This is a genomic window from Flagellimonas sp., assembly GCF_965222555.1.
GTDB lineage: Bacteria > Bacteroidota > Bacteroidia > Flavobacteriales > Flavobacteriaceae > Flagellimonas.
Window position 1 is genome coordinate 1,927,140 of the sequence record NZ_CBDCUG010000005.1, and the last position, 16,886, is coordinate 1,944,025.

Here is a 16,886-nt window from a genome sequence, read left to right on the forward strand (position 1 = left end):
TTTTTTATTTTTTCTGAAAATCCGAAATCAACTCTCTCAGATACGCTTTAAGCTCATTCATTTGGGGTTTTCCTTTCGCTTTTCCCATCCTTCCGAAAGCATATAGCGCAAACCAAATGATCACTAGAAAAACCATTCCGGCAACCCATAGTTTAATATCCTTGCCCAAGGAATAATTCGAATAAGCAAAAACTCCAAGAATTAGGAAGAGGGTGCCAACCCCAAAGTGCAAAAACATAAAAAACGTCCAAAGTGTAGGGTTTGGCCCAAAAACACCATGAATCTTGCTCACTCCTTTTTCAAAAGAGGTAAGCTCCAAGTGCAACTGAGGAGTCCAAAATGTAGTGTCCTTTTTTTTAAACCGAATGTAAACATGCTCATCCAATCGTTTTACTTGAAAAGGATCTTTGGCACCTTCATCGAAGACGGACTTTAGATGTTCCATACCAGTGTTTAAGGATAGCTCAAACCTAGGGCGTAATACAATTTCATTGGGAAGCTCGCTCATAAGTAGTTGACATTGATTGAAAAAGGTATCATTTTTTCTTCATAAATAGTGGTACTTTTGCCAAAATTTGATGCAGATGGGCGCTATTGTTGCCATTGTGGGGAGGCCCAATGTTGGGAAGTCCACTTTTTTTAATCGATTGATACAACGTCGTGAAGCTATTGTGGATGCCGTGAGCGGTGTTACGCGTGACCGCCATTATGGTAAAAGCGATTGGAATGGAAAAGAGTTTTCGTTGATTGATACAGGAGGATATGTCGTTGGTAGTGATGATATCTTTGAGCAAGAAATTGATAAACAAGTGGAGTTGGCCATAGATGAAGCGGATGCCATTATTTTTATGGTAGATGTTGAATCCGGAGTCACTGGAATGGATGAAGATGTGTCCCGTTTACTTCGTAAGGTAGATAAACCAGTGTTTTTGGCGGTTAATAAAGTCGATAATGCACAACGTGAAGCCGATGCGGTGGAATTTTATGCGTTGGGACTTGGAGAATATTATACGTTGTCCAGTATCAATGGTAGTGGAACAGGAGAACTATTGGATGCTTTGACAGAGGTACTTCCTGATGTTGAGGAAGAAGAAAGTGAATTACCTCGTTTTGCCGTTGTTGGAAGACCAAATGCCGGAAAATCATCCTTTATCAATGCGCTTATTGGCGAAGACCGTTACATTGTAACCGATATTGCAGGAACTACCCGTGATAGTATCGACACGAAATATAACCGTTTTGGATTCGAGTTCAACCTAGTGGATACAGCGGGAATAAGAAGAAAAGCAAAAGTTAAGGAAGATTTGGAGTTTTACTCCGTAATGCGTTCCGTTAGGGCCATTGAGCATTGTGATGTTTGTATTTTGCTTTTGGACGCTACCCGCGGATTTGATGGGCAAGTACAGAACATTTTCTGGCTGGCACAACGCAATAATAAAGGAATCGTCATTTTGGTGAACAAATGGGATTTGGTGGAAAAAGAGACCAATTCCGTTAAAGAATACACCCAAAAAATTAAAAAGGCCATTGAGCCTTTTGATGATGTCCCCATTCTTTTTATTTCAGTATTGACCAAGCAGCGTATTTTCAAGGCTATTGAAACGGCTGTTGATGTCTATAAAAATCGTTCAAAGAAGATTGTTACGCGCAAGCTGAACGATGTGATGCTTCCTATTATTGAGCACACCCCTCCACCAGCGTACAAAGGCAAGTATGTAAAGATCAAGTTCTGTACACAATTGCCTTCCCATTATCCGCAGTTTGCATTTTTTTGTAACCTGCCACAATATGTGAGGGAGCCATATAAGCGTTTTTTGGAGAACAAGCTTCGGGAAAACTTTGACTTTAGTGGAGTGCCGATAACCATTTTTATGCGGAAAAAGTAAAAGATTCAGTTTTCAGCGGCCATTTGCACCTTCAAGTTTTGCTGAATCCGATTCCCTTCATTGTCAACCGCAGTTAATCTGTAATTTCCAAGTTGGGTTTCAACGATCAATTCGTGAAAATTAGTAGTGGAACCCAGATAGGTTTCATCCAAATACCAATGAACCGTACTTTCTCGCTGCTGATGAGCCAGTTTAAATATGATTTCCTTTGAAGTTTTACCCAAATCCCGAGGCAAAAGAATTTCTTCATTCTTTTTGGGGTAGATAAATTCCATCAATTGTTTTTCCTCGGCATGACATCCTTCCAAAAAAGGAGGTAAACTTTTATAATTGGGATGGGAATTGGCATAATAATATTCGACTACAGTGGGTAAACCGAACCAATTTTTTTGCACCATGTTTTCCAGAGGATAACAATCTGAATTCACCCTAAACGTTTCTTCCTTATCCAAAAAAAGTTGATGGTGATAGGGACATGGTTTGCTTCTGCTACCTTTTATAGGGAGCAATTCTTTCTGGGTAACATCACAAAATGTTGAGGCTATAAACCCACTTTCCTTACAAATTTCCAGTTCCACAAGATCATCATAAGGTTCTTGAAACCACCCGCTCTGGGGCAGGGCGTCCAGAACATCAAAAAGCAGTGGAGCTGCAGCCGTGATTCCGGTGAGACCTGGCCTGCCCTCCCCATCTGCATTGCCCACCCAGACGCCAATGGCATATTTGGGTGTAACCCCTACCGCCCAAGCATCCTTAAACCCAAAACTGGTCCCTGTTTTCCATGCAATGGCTTGTGACGAATCAAAAAACTGCCAATTTTCATCCCCTTCGGGTCTATTCACCTCTCGCAACGACTTAAAAGTGTGGTAAAGTGACCCTGCATTCAAAATAGGGGATTCGAATAGTTCTTTGCCAAAATCAATTTCACTTTCCTGCAAGTAGGTTGGTTCTACAAATTCATTGGCTCGATAGGTGCTGGAATTGGATAAAAAATAGTTTAGGGACGCCGCCGCCGAGGCGTACGTTTTGGTAATGTCCCACAAAGAACTTTCTGCACCCCCTAAAATCAGCGGAAGACCATAATGGCTAGCCGGTCTGTTTAGGGATTTTAGGTTCATTCTGTGGAGCTTATTGTAGAATTTTTGAAGTCCATATTGCCGAAGCAGTCTAACAGCGGGCACATTTAGGGAACGTGAAAGCGCCCGATTGGCCGGTACGACACCTACATATTTTTTGTTGAAATTTTCAGGATTGTAGCCGTTGATCACGGTCGGAATGTCTTTTACTAAACTATTGGGCAGCAATTGGCCTTCGTGCAACAGGGAGGCAAACAGAAATGGTTTTAAGGTGCTTCCCGTACTTCTTTTTTTGGTGATAACATCCACATAGCTGCCATGGGCCCTTGTTGTTGGCGAATTACCCACGTAGCAAAGCACCTTTCTGGTCTCCACATCCAAAACCAAAATGGAAAGGTTATAAATTTCATTGCTTTTCAGTTGATTGTAATGGCGTTCCGCCAGAACATTTGCCTGATTTTGCAGATGCCTGTCAATAGAAGTTTTAACACGTTCTCCAGGATGCTCTTTTTTTATGCGTTCGGTGAGATGAGGAGCACTATTGGGTAAAGGACGCGGTTTTTGCGGCAAGGGTTCCAAAACGGCAAGCTCGTAAGTGGTTTTGTCGATGTATTCTTTATCCCAAAGTTTTTTGAGCAAGCGATTGCGTTTTTCAAGTAAGATTTGTTCGTTCCGCCCCGGAAAAATCAAAGATGGGGCATTGGGTAACACGGCCAAAGTTGCGGATTGTCCCCAGCTCAATTCATGCGCCGGAATACCAAAATACCGCCAAGAAGCTGTTTCCAATCCAACTACATTACCACCATAAGGAGTATGCGTAGCATAAAGTTTTAAGATTTCATCTTTGGAATACCTGAATTCGAGTCGAGTGGCCAAAAAAAGTTCAATGCATTTCTCAAAATAGGTACGGGACTTATTTTTTCTACTCAATCGAATTACTTGTTGGGTTATGGTACTTCCGCCCCTTCGGGTATCCTTGGTCAGGTTGTGTTTTATGGCATTGAAGATGGAAATAGGATTAAATCCAGGATGTTGGTAGAAATATTCATCCTCAAACAACAACATACTTTGTTTAAAACGCTCGGGTATTGAATCCATTTGCGGAAAACGCCATTGCCCGTCATCGGAAATCCTAGCACCAATCAAAATTCCATCGGAACTGGTGATTACGGTTGAGGTTGGTTCTTCAAACAAAATTTTGGGCAGACAAAACAACCATATCAAAAAGAAAACCACCAAAACAAACAGTTTGATCCTATGTTTTAGTACGATTCTTTTTAATGTCAATGTCCACGCCATCTATGAAATCATTGCACCACTGAAATCCACTTTCCTTTGTTCCGAGCGTGATAATTATCATCGTACATGGCTTCAACCTGCGAGCCAGGCAGATAGTATTCGCCCAAGAAAGAAGCGTTTAGTTTGACAATAAATGTTTTGGATTTCTTGCCAGCCAAGTCAAAATAGAAATGGGTTCGGTCATCACGCACATCAATGTATTCAGCTTTGCTTGAGTGGGAGTCCGATGTTCCTGCATAAGATGTATCCACAATTTCCCATCCGCTGGGTACAATCTGGGTCAGGGCCAAATTATCAATGTAATCGTTAGAACTATTGAAAACCGTCAATTTTGCTTGCAACTCTGTTCCTTGACGCAATTGCGAAGCATCGATATGGTTTCCAATGGCATCGAGGTAGTCAACGGATAACCTTAAATTTTGAGCTTGGGCCAATTCTTGTCCTACGGGAAGCTTTCCACTTTGCACCAAAGTGGCATAAATGGTATTATTTTGATTGTTCTTGACCTGAATCTCTTCCCTTGCAGCTGAAATAATAAGATTGCGCTGGGCGATGGCTCTATCCGTTTTTACCACAACTTCTTTTCCATTATTGGTAAAAGTAAGGTCGAGGGATTTGCCGCCATTTTTGGCCACCATTTTGGCCATTGCCAATAATGCATACGATGTTTCTTGCGTACTGTACCATCGTTGGGAGGAAAGGTTCTTGGCCAAGGAAACTGCCAAATCACGTTGCTGGGAATCACCAAGAATAACCATGGTTTCCAAAGCCATGGCCCGATTTCTGAAAACAGAACCATAGGTTCTATAATTATAGGAATTCGGTTCAAAGTCAATATTGGCGATTTGAATCAGTTCTTTTGCCACTTCTTTTTTGCCAACCAAGGCATAGGCCGCAGCCAATCGCCATTTAGCTTCATTGCTCAAATTTTTTGCTTCGCGTAGACGGTTCATAGCTGCCAATTCTGGTTGTTGTGCCAAGGCCAAAGTATACAAGCGGTACGCCTGGGCCATATCGTCATTATAGCGACTTTGCTGATTGCTCCATTGGCGAGCGGTGTTTTTCTGATAGCGCAACCAATTGCTTAAAAAGGTCAAAGGCAATTGATATCCTTTTTGTTTGGCTTCCAGCATAAAATGGCCGGCATAGGAAGTTCCCCAATCATCTGCTCCGCTATAGCCAGGCCAATAGCTCAAACCACCACCGGAAGTTTGGAAATTGTTCAGCCTTTTAATTGCAGCTTTGATGTTTTTTTCCGCCTCTTTTTTCTTATCAAAAGTAATATCGAGCACATCGTCTAAAAACAGTTGCGGAAATGCCGCTGAGGTGGTTTGCTCTACACAACCATGCGGATATTGCAATAGATATTCCATCCGTTTGGAGAAATCCATGGGTGGAAGGGTTGAAAATTCTATTGTTGCCGAATTGGTGCCCGAAGTCCCAAAGGTTTCCATCGAGATAGACTCGGATTGATTCGCATCCAAAGTGTACAAAGTACTTTTGGTGGTAACAGGGTTTGGATTTTCTACGTCAATTTCAATTTCATTGCTGGCACTTTCCCCCGCTCCCGCCACAGAAACCTTTATGTTCTGAAAAGATTTGGTTGGATTTACTTTAAAATCAAAATTCACGATTTGCTCACCCACGGCATTAAAAGTGATGTTTTTGGAAGTTGCGCCCAAAGGTTCCAAAGCATTACCGGCTTCAATGGAAACCCGTACGTTTTTCACCTTTTTTTCCATGGCAAACACGGTCACTGGAATGGTCACCTTTTCACCAGGTGACAATTTTCTGGGCAAAGAGGTCAACACCATTAACGGTTTTCTGACCGGAGTGGTTTTTTCGGTATTACCGTAGGCACTATTTTGATTTCCGGCAATGAGCATGGTGCGAACCGAACCAACATAATTGGGCATGTTTATGGTATGCGATGCTTTTTCACCTGCTTTTAAATTGAAGGGACCCAAATAGCTAACTACAGGTTTAAAACGTTGTGCTTTTCGGTTTTTGGCTCCTTCACCGATGCCACCGCCACCAATCTCATAAATGTTATCGACACTAATAGAATAGGCTCCCATGACATCATCAAAAATGTCAAAGGTCTTTACGCCCAAAGCTTGTCTTGCATAAAATGCGCCATGAATATCCGGGGTTTTGAATCGTGTAAGATCCAATAGCCCTTCATCGACTACGGCCAAAGAATAAGTCATGGGTTTGTTGCTGGTTTCCGACACACTTACTTTAAATGAAGTTTCTGGTTGAAGCACATCTGGCATTTGAAGCTCTGGGTTTAGATGCGTAGCAGGGTTTTCCACCAATAATGGAACCACGCCATACAGTCGGATGGGAAGGTCATTGGCGACCTGTCCATGAGGTTGCAATAACGAAATGTTGATATACGCATTGGGTGCCATTTCTGCGGAAATGGGAATCGTTGCTTTAGTCTCTTTTGCAGAAGTTTCAATCCATTGTTGGGACAGGACTTCGGAACCATTTTCGATACTCAACAAGGCTCTTCCACCTCTATCTGAAGGAAAAGTGACTATGGCCTCTTCTCCCAAAGAATATTTTTCTTTGTCTGCCGAGAAAACCAAGATTTTTGAACTTTCGGAATCTCCAGAAGCTGGCCTTCTCCACCAATTTCGATAAAAATAAGCGGTGCGACCTGTTGCATGGCCGGAGGCTTCATCAATTACCCGAATCAAGAAACGTCCACCGTCATCATCTGGAATGTTTACTTTAAAACTGCCTTTCCCATTGCTTGCAGTGGTTACCGATAGTTCTTTAAAGGGACTGTGAACCGTTGCGTTTTCGTATCGCGAGAGATTGTCTCGACCCCGGTTCCACCACCAACGCCATTCAATCTTGAAGATTTGCACTTTTAATTTGCGATTTCCTGCTGGCTTCCCATCTGCATTTACACTTGCTACATCAAATTCTGTATTCTCATCGGTTAAAAACGAACCATATCTACGAGCTTTTGGGGAACGAAGCCCTACAAAATGAGTGAACGGAGCCAGTTTTTTGGAGAATACATCGATAGAGAAGTCACCTCCACCTTCAAAAACCTTGGTGGTAAATGTGGCCTGGAGCATTCCTGGGGCATTTCCATTTATATTGATTTTTTCGTTGATATTGAGCACTCCGTTGTCATCCAATTTGGATTGGATAAATTGATTTTCAATGGCGTTGAAGGTACGTACGGGATCTTGGAAGATATAATCTTTAAACTTTGGAAACGCCGAAGGAGCATTTTTGATGTTGGCATTGATGTCAATCTTAAGGTTACGTGCTGGGGCACCATGCAACCATTGTACTTTGGCCTGGCCAATATTGTTTTTGTTTGCTTTTAGGATTTCATCTTCAAAGGAGAAATCAACCTTAAGTCGATTGGGTTTTATGGTGGCAATTTTTAAACTCTTGTTGTATTCAGCACCACCCACAATGATTTTGGCATTCCAAGTGCCTGTTGGAGCTTCGGGTTTTGTGGGAATTGGGAAGTAATAAAAATCCCCTTCTTTTTTAGCATAAAGCCCCTCCTCTATATGCAGTGAACCTTCTTTGAGCACATTTCTTTGGACAAGCTTGCCACGGGCATCATTGACTTCCAAAGTGACAGGATGATCCTCGGGAATAGGATTACTCTGATCATTCAAGACAAAGGTCAAATGCACAGTATCGCCAGGACGATGTACCCCTCGCTCGGTATACATGAAACCTTGTAACCCGTTTTGCAAAGTTTCACCGGACACATCAAACTTGCTCAAAGAGAGCGCGTTGCCATCAGAAAGTTTGGCGTACGCAAAATTGTTGTTTTTCTCTGCAATGGCGAAGGCTGCTCTTTTCTCACTGTCAAATATGCCAAATCCAGAAGCATCTGTGGTGATTTCACCCAGTAGTTGCTGTTGATAATTGTACAATTTAATGATGGTGTTAGCTTCAGGTTTGGTGGTAAGCAAATTGGTTGCCGCAAAATGATAGGAACGATTGTTCCCTTTTTTCACGATTAACCCCAAATCACTTCCGAGAAGATTAGTGGTTATCAATCGGGTATCATTGTAATAGGCGGCGTGACATGGGTTGTCCCGTTCCTCCCAGTTCCAATCATAATTTCTCCAATTATAGATTTCATTGTCCCAATAGCGTTCTTCCTGGGTTTCGTCATGGGTGGATATTGCAATAGTTGAAGAAATTCCTTCGGAACTCTCCTCAGCTCCACAATCATATGCAGTATGTTCTTTTTTAAAGCTAAACTCAACCCGATACAAGGAACCTGGATTTATTTTGATCAATTCTGAAAGGTCCAACGCATGTGCTTTCCAATAACTTGTGTTCTCGCTACCATTTTCCGAAAGCGGAATCACTTTGTAAGCTACTCTTCTGCCCACGGTTCTGAGATCGGAATTGTATTCTTGGGTTAGATTATTGTTTTGTAAAAATTGCAACATATTGTTCTCAAAAACCTGGATAACCCGGACTTCGACAGCTGAAAGGTTTACGGTTTCAAAATAAATGGGTGTTGAAGCTGCGTTGGGGAGAATGGTTCCTTTGGAAATGAGGCGCACAGCGGGTTTTAACTGCTCAAAGGACACTAATTCAGAAAATTGATTTTTCAAGGTGAAACCATACTCACTTTTAATACCCTCAAAAACACTGACCCGTACTTCACCCAAAATTCGATTGGAAGGATACACTTTCAATAGATTTCCGTCAATTTCGTAGCGAAGATTTTGGGCATTTTCGATGGTGACAAGACCATTTAGATTCTGATTCTGTTTTAGCGGTTCCGAAAAATTCAGCGTAAGGGCCGCATTGGGTGATGATGTAGTCTTGGCATCCACTACCACAAACTTGTTCAATCCCGGGATAATATATTTTTCCTCTCCTTGATTATCAATACCGAAATTTTTGCCATTCCAGTTGATGGTGAGTTCGCTATCAGCTGTTTTACGGGAGATGCTATCGATTCTAAAACTGAAATACTGGGCGTTTTCCTCCTTGTTGTCCCATTTCACCGGAATTTCCTTGTCACCCTGTTTTACAGAAAGTACGCCATTTATTTTTGAGGCATCCAAAATATCCGAAGCGTTTAAGGTCCCGGAAAGGTACTGCCAGTCTTTACTATAGGATTGTAGATTCCCTAAAGTTATCTTGAAGTTTGGGGTGATGGTCTTAAAACTGAAGGTGTATTCTTTAAAATCGCGATCAATGTCCTCAAAAAGCTTGTTCAATGCCAAACTCACCACATACTCCGTATCAGGGTTTAAATATTCTGACGGTTGAAAGGTAAGTTCCCTTCCATTTTCAATGGCCAGTTTCCCTTCTACCTTTGGGGATATTGTTATGTATTCCGAAGGAAGCTCTTGGGTAAGCTCGAACTGATTTAGCTGTTTGGCAAGGACAACGGTAATGGGAGTGGAAATACTTTGATTGCCATGGGTATGGTAACTGATGTAATCCTTGAACTTGAAAAGATTGTCTGTTTCAGATTTGGGAGCCTTCTTTTTGCAAGAAACGAAAAGGATGACAAAGGAAAAAACTAGGATTCGAAGATATTGAGACATACCAAATGGGAATTAATTACACTATGGATTAACCACAGACAAGATAGCTCAAAAATGGGTGATAGGGGGCATTGAGTTGATGAATAACTCGTTAAGATTTACGGATGGTTTTGACATGCTGGACTGAACCTTATGAAATATTTATGATTTGAAGCAAAGGGTCAAGCCCTTAAAATTGATAAATTGAAACACTAACGAACAAAAAACTTCAAGTCATGATGCGCAATCTTCTTTTGTTATTTTTTACCGCGAGCTTTTTTTACACTGTCAACGCCCAGGAATCGGATTATCAACTAATTGAAAAAACACTGAATTACTATATGGAAGGGGGTTCCAATAGGGATTTTGATACACTAAAAAAGGCTTTTCATGATACCGCAACCATGAAATATATTACTGAAGAAGGGTATAAGGAGGTAAACGCCCTTGAATTTTTCAGTGGGATGAAACCTGGTCCAAGGGCTGATAGGGTGAATCGGATTGCCGAAATCACTGTTTCTGGTCATGCTGCCAATGCCAGACTGGAGTTGGAATACAAGGATTTCACTTTTGTGGACTTTATGAATCTGCTCAAGATTGATGGGGAATGGAAAATCGTGAACAAGATTTTTTACAAACGGATGGATTGAGCACAGACCATATTTTAGTCAAGGGTTATGGTAAAAAAGGGATTACTACCGTATTCCTCTCCATTTATCTCCGCTTGGGTCAAATATGGGATGCCTCCACAGCAACCGCCACTTGGAGAGAGTGCTACATTTAAATTTATGTCCATTAAAAAATCATCGGCCAGATTGACAGTCAATTCATGGCTTCCCTCGTCTGTGATTTTAATTTCCAGAACAAGAATGTTGAACTTGTTAACCGAATATATGGGGGCCAAAAAGGGTTGGACTTTATCTGATTGATCACCCTCTATTGAAACATCTTGTAAAGTATAATCACCTTTGGTAAAAACATTTTCATCGTTTAAAATAATCTCAAAGCCTAAGGCAGGAAATCCTGCACAGTCTACCAAGTGACAGTTGGAGTCGTCATCACCTCCGCAGCTCGAAAAAAGTAGAAAAGTAAGAACAACGACGACAACTTTTTTTAGAATCATAGCTAAAGTATTTGCGCTATAGATGGAAAACTAAAGAAGATGTTGCGTTAACTCCTAAACGAATTGTGGAAAGATGCCATTACCAACCTCCAGAAGCTCCTCCGCCTCCAAAACCGCCTCCGCCGAAGCCACCACCGAAACCGCCGGAGCCAAAGCCTCCTCCTCCAAACCCACCTCCCGAGGAACGCGAGCTGCGACCCATATTACTGAGGATGATCATGTCCCAAATATCCATTCCTGAATTTCGGCCACCGCGACCACCTCTATTGTTGCGATTGTTTTTTCGACCTCTGGAAAGAATAATTAGAATGACAATGAAGATGATAAAAGGCAGTAACGATTTGATGGAAAATCTGGGGTCGTTCCCAAAAGTGCGTTCCTCTTTAAACTCTCCTGTCAATACCTGAAAAATAGCATCTGAGCCTTTGTCCAATCCACTATAATAATCCCCCCTTTTAAATTCTGGGATAATGACAGATTCAATAATGCGTTTCGACATAAAATCGGTCAAAGACCCCTCAACACCATATCCGGTATTAATGGCAATTCTTCTATCGTCCCTGGCCAAAAGAACCAATACTCCATTGTCCTTATCGGCCTGGCCAATCCCCCATTTTTGACCCCACTGTGCACCTAGGTAATTGATGTTTTCTCCTTCTGTGGACGCAATTATTGCTATCACTATCTGGGTTGAGGTGCTGTCCGAGTATCTGATGAGTTTTTGCTCCAAAGCTTTGCTTTGGGAGGCAGGCAACAGGTTTACATAATCATAAACACTGGTTTGCTTTTGTGGCTTTTCAGGTATGGTAAATTGCCCCCAGGCCATGGAGACGCATAAAAAGGTAATAAGTAGACTAACCTTTGGATATGGCATCGCTCAATTCATTCGTGTCCGTTTGGTCCCATGGAAAATGGGCATTTAGTTCTTTGCCTGCCATTAGAACACCCTCTACAATACCTTGTTTAAAATCACCTTTTTTAAAATGGGAAGAGATGACATCTTTGGTATTGTCCCAAAAGCCTTTGGGGACGGCACGGTCAATTCCTGAATCTCCATAAATGACAAACTTTTTATCTTCTACAGCTACATAAAGAAGTACTCCATTTTCGTCTTTGGTATTATCCATTTTTAAAAAGTGAAATACCTGCTGTGCCCTGCTAAAATGGTCCATTTTGGCAGTAGCCTCTATATGCACCCTAATCTCTCCTGAAGTGTTTTTTTCAGCTTCTAAAATGGCATTGACAATATCCTGCTCCTCAGTGGCAGTCAAAAATTCCTCTACGTGCGACATGTTCAATTGAATTCGAAATTTACATCTGGGGCATTTTCAGCACCTGGGTTGGAACTGAACAATGCAATGGGGTCAAAATTAGCAATACTAGCTATAAAGTTAGTAGGGATTTTTTCAATCTTGATGTTATATTCCCCAGCTAGGTTGTTGAACCGGTTACGCTCTACATTGATTCTATTTTCGGTGCCTTCCAATTGCGATTGTAATTCCAAAAAGTTTTGATTGGCCTTAAGCTCCGGGTAGCGTTCCACGGTAACCAAAAGTCTGGAAAGTGCAGAGGACAATCCTGTTTGCGCCTGTTGGAACTCAGCTAGCTGTTGCGGAGTAATATTGTTTGCATCAATGGTGGTGGAAGTAGCTTTGGCACGCGCTTCAATAACTTCTTTTAAAGTATTTCTTTCAAAATCGGCAGCACCCTGTACAGTTTTCACTAGATTTCCAATCAAATCACTTCTACGTTGATACGAGCTTTCTACATTGGCCCATTGCTTGGTGGCCTGACCTTTCATGTCAACAAGAGTGTTATTGGTCCTTACATACCAACCGCCCAAAATAACGGCAAGCACGATAAGGACAATGAGGGCAAGTATACCTTTTTTCATTTTCGATGGTTTTAGTGTTTGTTCTAATTTATAGTTGTTCTTTGATCTTTAAAAGTTCGGCCTTTACTTTTTGCAGTTTTTGAATGACCTCAAACTTGGAAAGTGTTTTTTGTTTTTCCTCTTTTAAATGGGTTTTGGCGCCTTCCAGGGTAAAACCGCGTTCCTTGACCAAATGATAGATGAGTTGGAGGTTTTGAATGTCCTTGGGCGTGAACTTTCGGTTGCCTTTGGCATTTTTCTTAGGTTGGAGCACATCAAATTCCTTTTCCCAAAACCTAATCAAAGAAGTGTTCACCCCAAAGGCCTTGGCTACTTCGCCAATGCCATAATATCGTTTTTCGGGAAGATCTACGTGCATTAATCCAAGGATTGATTCTCTTGATTGGCGAACTTGAGCATATTTTCAAACTCTTCCGCCGTTAAACTTCCATAATAGAAGTTAATAGGGTTGATGCGTTCTTCATCTTTGAACACCTCGTAGTGCAAATGGGGAGCTTCTGACCGTCCAGTGTTGCCCACAAAACCGATTAAGTCACCTCGTTTTACTTTTTGACCCTTGGTCACATTGTACTTGCTCAAATGAGCATACAAGGACATATAGCCATAACCGTGGTCAATTCGTATGTGCTTGCCATAACCTGAAGATCGATTGTCGGCACGTTTTACTGTTCCATCACCGGTAGCGTAGATGGGCACTCCTCTTGGAGCGGTAAAATCCATTCCCCAATGCATTTTTCGTGCTTTGGTAAAAGGGTCGGATCGCCATCCATAACCTGATGCCATTCTGGTCAAATCTTCATTCCGAACAGGTTGAATTGCAGGAATGGAAGCCAATAATTTTTCTTTTTCCTCAGCCAATTTGGCAATTTCATCCAATGATTTGGATTGAATCACCATTTGTTTCTGGATAATATCCAATCGCTGGGTAGCGTTGGTGATAATTTGAGAGTTATTAAAGCCTTCGAGTGATTTGTATCGATTTACACCTCCAAAACCAGCTTTTCGTTGTTCTTCGGGAATTGGATTTGCTTCAAAATAGAGTCGATAGATATTATTGTCACGATCCTCAATATTGGCCAAAACCTGCTCCATCTGCTCCATCTTTTTGGTCAATATCTCAAACTGAAGCTCATAATTGCGCACTTCCCGATCTAGGGAAAGTTCTTTGGGAGTATTCAAAAGATTGGTGTTCAATAATAGGATAAGGCCAAGAAATCCAAATAAGGCGGCACCCACAATAAAAAAGAAAAGATTCCTATACTTTTTGGACTTTTTGGGCTCTATCTTCCGATAGGAAAGCGTATCTGGATCGTAATAGTACTTAACTTTAGACATGAAGGGATTTTATCCTATTTTTGCGCATTCTTTTTTAAGAAAACAAACAAATATAAAAATTGTTTTCCTTAAAGTGTTAAATTTAATAAAACCCTAGCAAATTCAATGACATCCCAAGAAGTCAGAACCCAGTTTTTAAATTTTTTCAAGGGAAAAGAGCATAAAATTGTTCCATCCGCACCAATGGTGATGAAAGATGACCCCACTTTGATGTTTACCAATGCGGGAATGAACCAGTTCAAAGAATTTTTCTTGGGAAATTCAGTGCCGACATCAAAAAGGGTATCCGACACCCAAAAATGTTTGCGGGTTAGTGGAAAACACAACGATTTGGATGAGGTGGGCAAGGATACCTACCACCACACCATGTTTGAGATGTTGGGCAATTGGAGCTTTGGGGATTATTTTAAGAAAGAAGCCATTCAATGGGCGTGGGAGTTGTTGACCAAAGTCTATAAAATAGATAAGGACAGTCTTTATGTGTCTGTTTTTGAGGGGAGTGATGATGCCGATAAGCTGGAAATGGATAAAGAAGCTTTCGAATTATGGAAAGCCATAGTTCCAGAGGATAGGATCATCATGGGAAACAAAAAGGATAATTTCTGGGAAATGGGTGATCAAGGTCCTTGCGGACCATGTTCCGAAATCCATGTTGATATTCGTTCTAAGGAGGAAAAAGCGAAAGTTTTGGGTGCTTCGTTGGTGAACCAAGACCATCCACAAGTGGTGGAAATATGGAATTTGGTCTTTATGCAGTACAACCGTAAGGCCAATGGGGAACTGGAAAGCCTTCCGGAAAAACATGTTGATACAGGAATGGGCTTTGAGCGACTCTGTATGGTGTTGCAAGGCGTACAATCCAATTATGATACGGATGTTTTTACCCCGCTTATTCGTGAAATAGAAATCATCACCGGCCAGAAATACGGAAAGGACGAGGAGACGGATATTGCGATTCGAGTAGTGGCTGATCATATTCGGGCTGTGGCCTTTTCCATTGCTGATGGACAATTACCAAGTAATAATGGAGCTGGGTATGTAATCCGAAGGATTTTAAGACGGGCCATTCGCTATGGATTTACCTTTTTGGGCACCAACAAGCCGTTCATCTACCGATTGGTAAAAGTGTTAGGGGAGACTATGGGCAAAGCGTTTCCAGAGCTTCGTGAGCAGTACCAGTTGATAGAGAATGTTGTAAAAGAAGAAGAAAGTTCTTTTTTAAGCACTTTGGAACAAGGATTGGTACTATTGGACTCGGTTATAAATTCCACCAATGGTAAAAAAGTAGATGGTGAAAAAGCCTTTGAGCTGTATGATACTTTTGGATTTCCAATAGATCTTACTTCCTTGATTTTGGAAGAAAAGGGATATGAACTGGATGTTGAAGGTTTTGAAAAGGCGTTGAAGGCTCAAAAAGACCGTTCCCGTGCTGCTTCTGAAGTTTCCATGGACGATTGGACCGTACTTTTGGAAGACTCTGAGCAAGAATTTATTGGATACGACAGCCTGGAGGCTGATGTTAAGCTGGTCAAATATCGAAAGGTAAGCAGTAAAAAAGGCGGTGATCAATATCAGATGGTCTTTAACATAACCCCATTTTACCCAGAAGGCGGCGGACAGGTAGGTGATAAAGGTTATCTGGAAGTTCCCAATGGTGATGTGGTCTATATTTTGGACACCAAAAGAGAGAACAACGAAATTGTCCACTTTTCCAGTAATCTGCCAAAGAACATTTCTGGGACACTAAAAGCGGTGGTCGACAAAAAACAAAGACAACGAACTGCAAGCAATCATACGGCAACACATTTATTGCATCAAGCTTTGCGGGAAGTTTTGGGTTCGCATGTGGAGCAAAAGGGGTCGGCAGTGCACTCCAAACATCTTCGGTTTGACTTTTCACACTTTTCAAAAATGACCGTAGAGGAACTTAGGGATGTGGAAAACTTCGTGAATGCACGAATTGAAGGACAACTCCCTTTTGAGGAAAACCGAAATATCCCTATTAAAGAAGCTATGGAACAAGGTGCTATGGCATTGTTTGGTGAAAAATATGGAGACACTGTTCGTACCGTACGTTTTGGTCAATCTATAGAATTGTGTGGTGGAACGCATGTAAAGAACACCGCGGATATTTGGCATTTTAAAATTGTTTCGGAGGGGGCAGTTGCTGCTGGAATCCGAAGGATTGAAGCAATTACTTCTGATGCCGTAAAGGAATTCTATTTTAAGAACAACCGAATGTTGTTCGAGATCAAAGACCTGTTGAACAAAGCACAGGATCCTGTAAAAGCTGTGGAAAGTTTGCAAGAGGAGAATGCGACCTTAAAAAAGCAGGTTGAGCAGTTGCTCAAGGATAAGGCCAAAGAACTTAAAAACGAATTAATAGCTGAATTGGAAGAAGTCAACGGAGTTCAATTTTTGGCCAAAAAGGTCGATTTGGATGCTGCTGGCATCAAGGATTTGGCCTTTGAGATAGGCGGACAGGTTTCGAATCTGTTTCTGTTATTAGGTGCGGAAAAGGATGGAAAAGCGATACTGTCGTGTTACATTTCCAAGGAAATGGCGTCAAACAAGGGATTAAATGCAGGCAACATTGTGCGTGAGTTGGGTAAATACATCCAAGGAGGCGGAGGGGGACAGCCTTTCTTTGCCACTGCCGGAGGTAAAAACCCCGCAGGGATAGCGGATGCATTACAAAATGCCAGGGAGTTTGTTGCCGCGGCAAACTAA

General features: G+C 41.6%; 12 protein-coding genes. 3 read left to right on the forward strand and 9 right to left on the reverse strand.

Going from position 1 to position 16,886, the window contains the following annotated elements; all coding sequences use genetic code 11:
• Positions 1-4 precede the first annotated feature (4 nt).
• The gene (locus ACOQO1_RS17025) at positions 5-508 is read right to left on the reverse strand and encodes a GTP-binding protein (RefSeq protein ID WP_420604084.1); all 504 of its coding nucleotides are present in this window, start codon (positions 506-508) and stop codon (positions 5-7) included.
• A 76-nt stretch (positions 509-584) separates the two neighbouring features.
• Between ACOQO1_RS17025 and der the strand changes: the two genes are divergently transcribed.
• A complete protein-coding gene (gene der, locus ACOQO1_RS17030; protein ID WP_420604085.1) occupies positions 585-1,886 on the forward strand; it encodes a ribosome biogenesis GTPase Der in 1,302 nt (433 codons plus the stop codon).
• A 5-nt stretch (positions 1,887-1,891) separates the two neighbouring features.
• On the opposite strand, the gene pbpC is transcribed toward der, so the two are convergent.
• Positions 1,892-4,261 carry a penicillin-binding protein 1C gene (gene pbpC, locus ACOQO1_RS17035; protein ID WP_420604086.1) on the reverse strand — a complete coding sequence of 790 codons (2,370 nt, stop codon included), beginning with the start codon at positions 4,259-4,261 and terminating at the stop codon, positions 1,892-1,894.
• Positions 4,262-4,269: 8 nt separating this feature from the next.
• A complete protein-coding gene (locus ACOQO1_RS17040) occupies positions 4,270-9,825 on the reverse strand; it encodes an alpha-2-macroglobulin family protein (RefSeq protein ID WP_420604087.1) in 5,556 nt (1,851 codons plus the stop codon).
• 215 nt (positions 9,826-10,040) lie between these two features.
• On the opposite strand from ACOQO1_RS17040, the gene ACOQO1_RS17045 reads away from it, so the two are divergent.
• Positions 10,041-10,454, forward strand: a complete 414-nt coding sequence (locus ACOQO1_RS17045; protein WP_420604088.1) for a nuclear transport factor 2 family protein — start codon at positions 10,041-10,043, stop codon at positions 10,452-10,454.
• A gap of 14 nt (positions 10,455-10,468) precedes the next feature.
• Here ACOQO1_RS17045 and ACOQO1_RS17050 read toward each other — a convergent pair whose 3' ends face one another.
• The 6 genes from ACOQO1_RS17050 to ACOQO1_RS17075 all read right to left on the reverse strand — a co-directional run bounded on the left by ACOQO1_RS17050 (position 10,469) and on the right by ACOQO1_RS17075 (position 14,156).
• Positions 10,469-10,927, reverse strand: a complete 459-nt coding sequence (locus ACOQO1_RS17050; protein WP_420604089.1) for a hypothetical protein — start codon at positions 10,925-10,927, stop codon at positions 10,469-10,471.
• 79 nt (positions 10,928-11,006) lie between these two features.
• Positions 11,007-11,801 carry a TPM domain-containing protein gene (locus ACOQO1_RS17055; protein ID WP_420604090.1) on the reverse strand — a complete coding sequence of 265 codons (795 nt, stop codon included), beginning with the start codon at positions 11,799-11,801 and terminating at the stop codon, positions 11,007-11,009.
• Entirely contained in the window at positions 11,782-12,219 is a 438-nt protein-coding gene (locus tag ACOQO1_RS17060) for a TPM domain-containing protein (RefSeq protein WP_420604091.1), read from the reverse strand. Before ACOQO1_RS17060 ends, ACOQO1_RS17055 begins: the two co-directional genes overlap by 20 nt.
• 2 nt (positions 12,220-12,221) lie before the next feature.
• Entirely contained in the window at positions 12,222-12,821 is a 600-nt protein-coding gene (locus tag ACOQO1_RS17065; protein WP_420604092.1) for a LemA family protein, read from the reverse strand.
• Positions 12,822-12,849: 28 nt separating this feature from the next.
• Positions 12,850-13,179 carry a MerR family transcriptional regulator gene (locus tag ACOQO1_RS17070; protein WP_420604093.1) on the reverse strand — a complete coding sequence of 110 codons (330 nt, stop codon included), beginning with the start codon at positions 13,177-13,179 and terminating at the stop codon, positions 12,850-12,852.
• Complete coding sequence (locus ACOQO1_RS17075; RefSeq protein WP_420604094.1) at positions 13,179-14,156, reverse strand: M23 family metallopeptidase; 978 nt, start codon at positions 14,154-14,156, stop codon at positions 13,179-13,181. Before ACOQO1_RS17075 ends, ACOQO1_RS17070 begins: the two co-directional genes overlap by 1 nt.
• Before the next feature lie 105 nt (positions 14,157-14,261).
• On the opposite strand from ACOQO1_RS17075, the gene alaS reads away from it, so the two are divergent.
• On the forward strand, positions 14,262-16,886 hold the full coding sequence (gene alaS, locus ACOQO1_RS17080) for an alanine--tRNA ligase (RefSeq protein WP_420604095.1): 2,625 nt from the start codon (positions 14,262-14,264) through the stop codon (positions 16,884-16,886).

Bases quoted from the DNA above. Each gene is read 5' to 3' on its own strand.
- ACOQO1_RS17025 (WP_420604084.1), bottom strand. From the start codon at position 508: ATGAGCGAGCTTCCCAATGAAATTGTATTACGCCCTAGGTTTGAGCTA.
- der (WP_420604085.1), top strand. From the start codon at position 585: ATGGGCGCTATTGTTGCCATTGTGGGGAGGCCCAATGTTGGGAAGTCC.
- pbpC (WP_420604086.1), bottom strand. From the start codon at position 4,261: ATGGCGTGGACATTGACATTAAAAAGAATCGTACTAAAACATAGGATC.
- ACOQO1_RS17040 (WP_420604087.1), bottom strand. From the start codon at position 9,825: ATGTCTCAATATCTTCGAATCCTAGTTTTTTCCTTTGTCATCCTTTTC.
- ACOQO1_RS17045 (WP_420604088.1), top strand. From the start codon at position 10,041: ATGATGCGCAATCTTCTTTTGTTATTTTTTACCGCGAGCTTTTTTTAC.
- ACOQO1_RS17050 (WP_420604089.1), bottom strand. From the start codon at position 10,927: ATGATTCTAAAAAAAGTTGTCGTCGTTGTTCTTACTTTTCTACTTTTT.
- ACOQO1_RS17055 (WP_420604090.1), bottom strand. From the start codon at position 11,801: ATGCCATATCCAAAGGTTAGTCTACTTATTACCTTTTTATGCGTCTCC.
- ACOQO1_RS17060 (WP_420604091.1), bottom strand. From the start codon at position 12,219: ATGTCGCACGTAGAGGAATTTTTGACTGCCACTGAGGAGCAGGATATT.
- ACOQO1_RS17065 (WP_420604092.1), bottom strand. From the start codon at position 12,821: ATGAAAAAAGGTATACTTGCCCTCATTGTCCTTATCGTGCTTGCCGTT.
- ACOQO1_RS17070 (WP_420604093.1), bottom strand. From the start codon at position 13,179: ATGCACGTAGATCTTCCCGAAAAACGATATTATGGCATTGGCGAAGTA.
- ACOQO1_RS17075 (WP_420604094.1), bottom strand. From the start codon at position 14,156: ATGTCTAAAGTTAAGTACTATTACGATCCAGATACGCTTTCCTATCGG.
- alaS (WP_420604095.1), top strand. From the start codon at position 14,262: ATGACATCCCAAGAAGTCAGAACCCAGTTTTTAAATTTTTTCAAGGGA.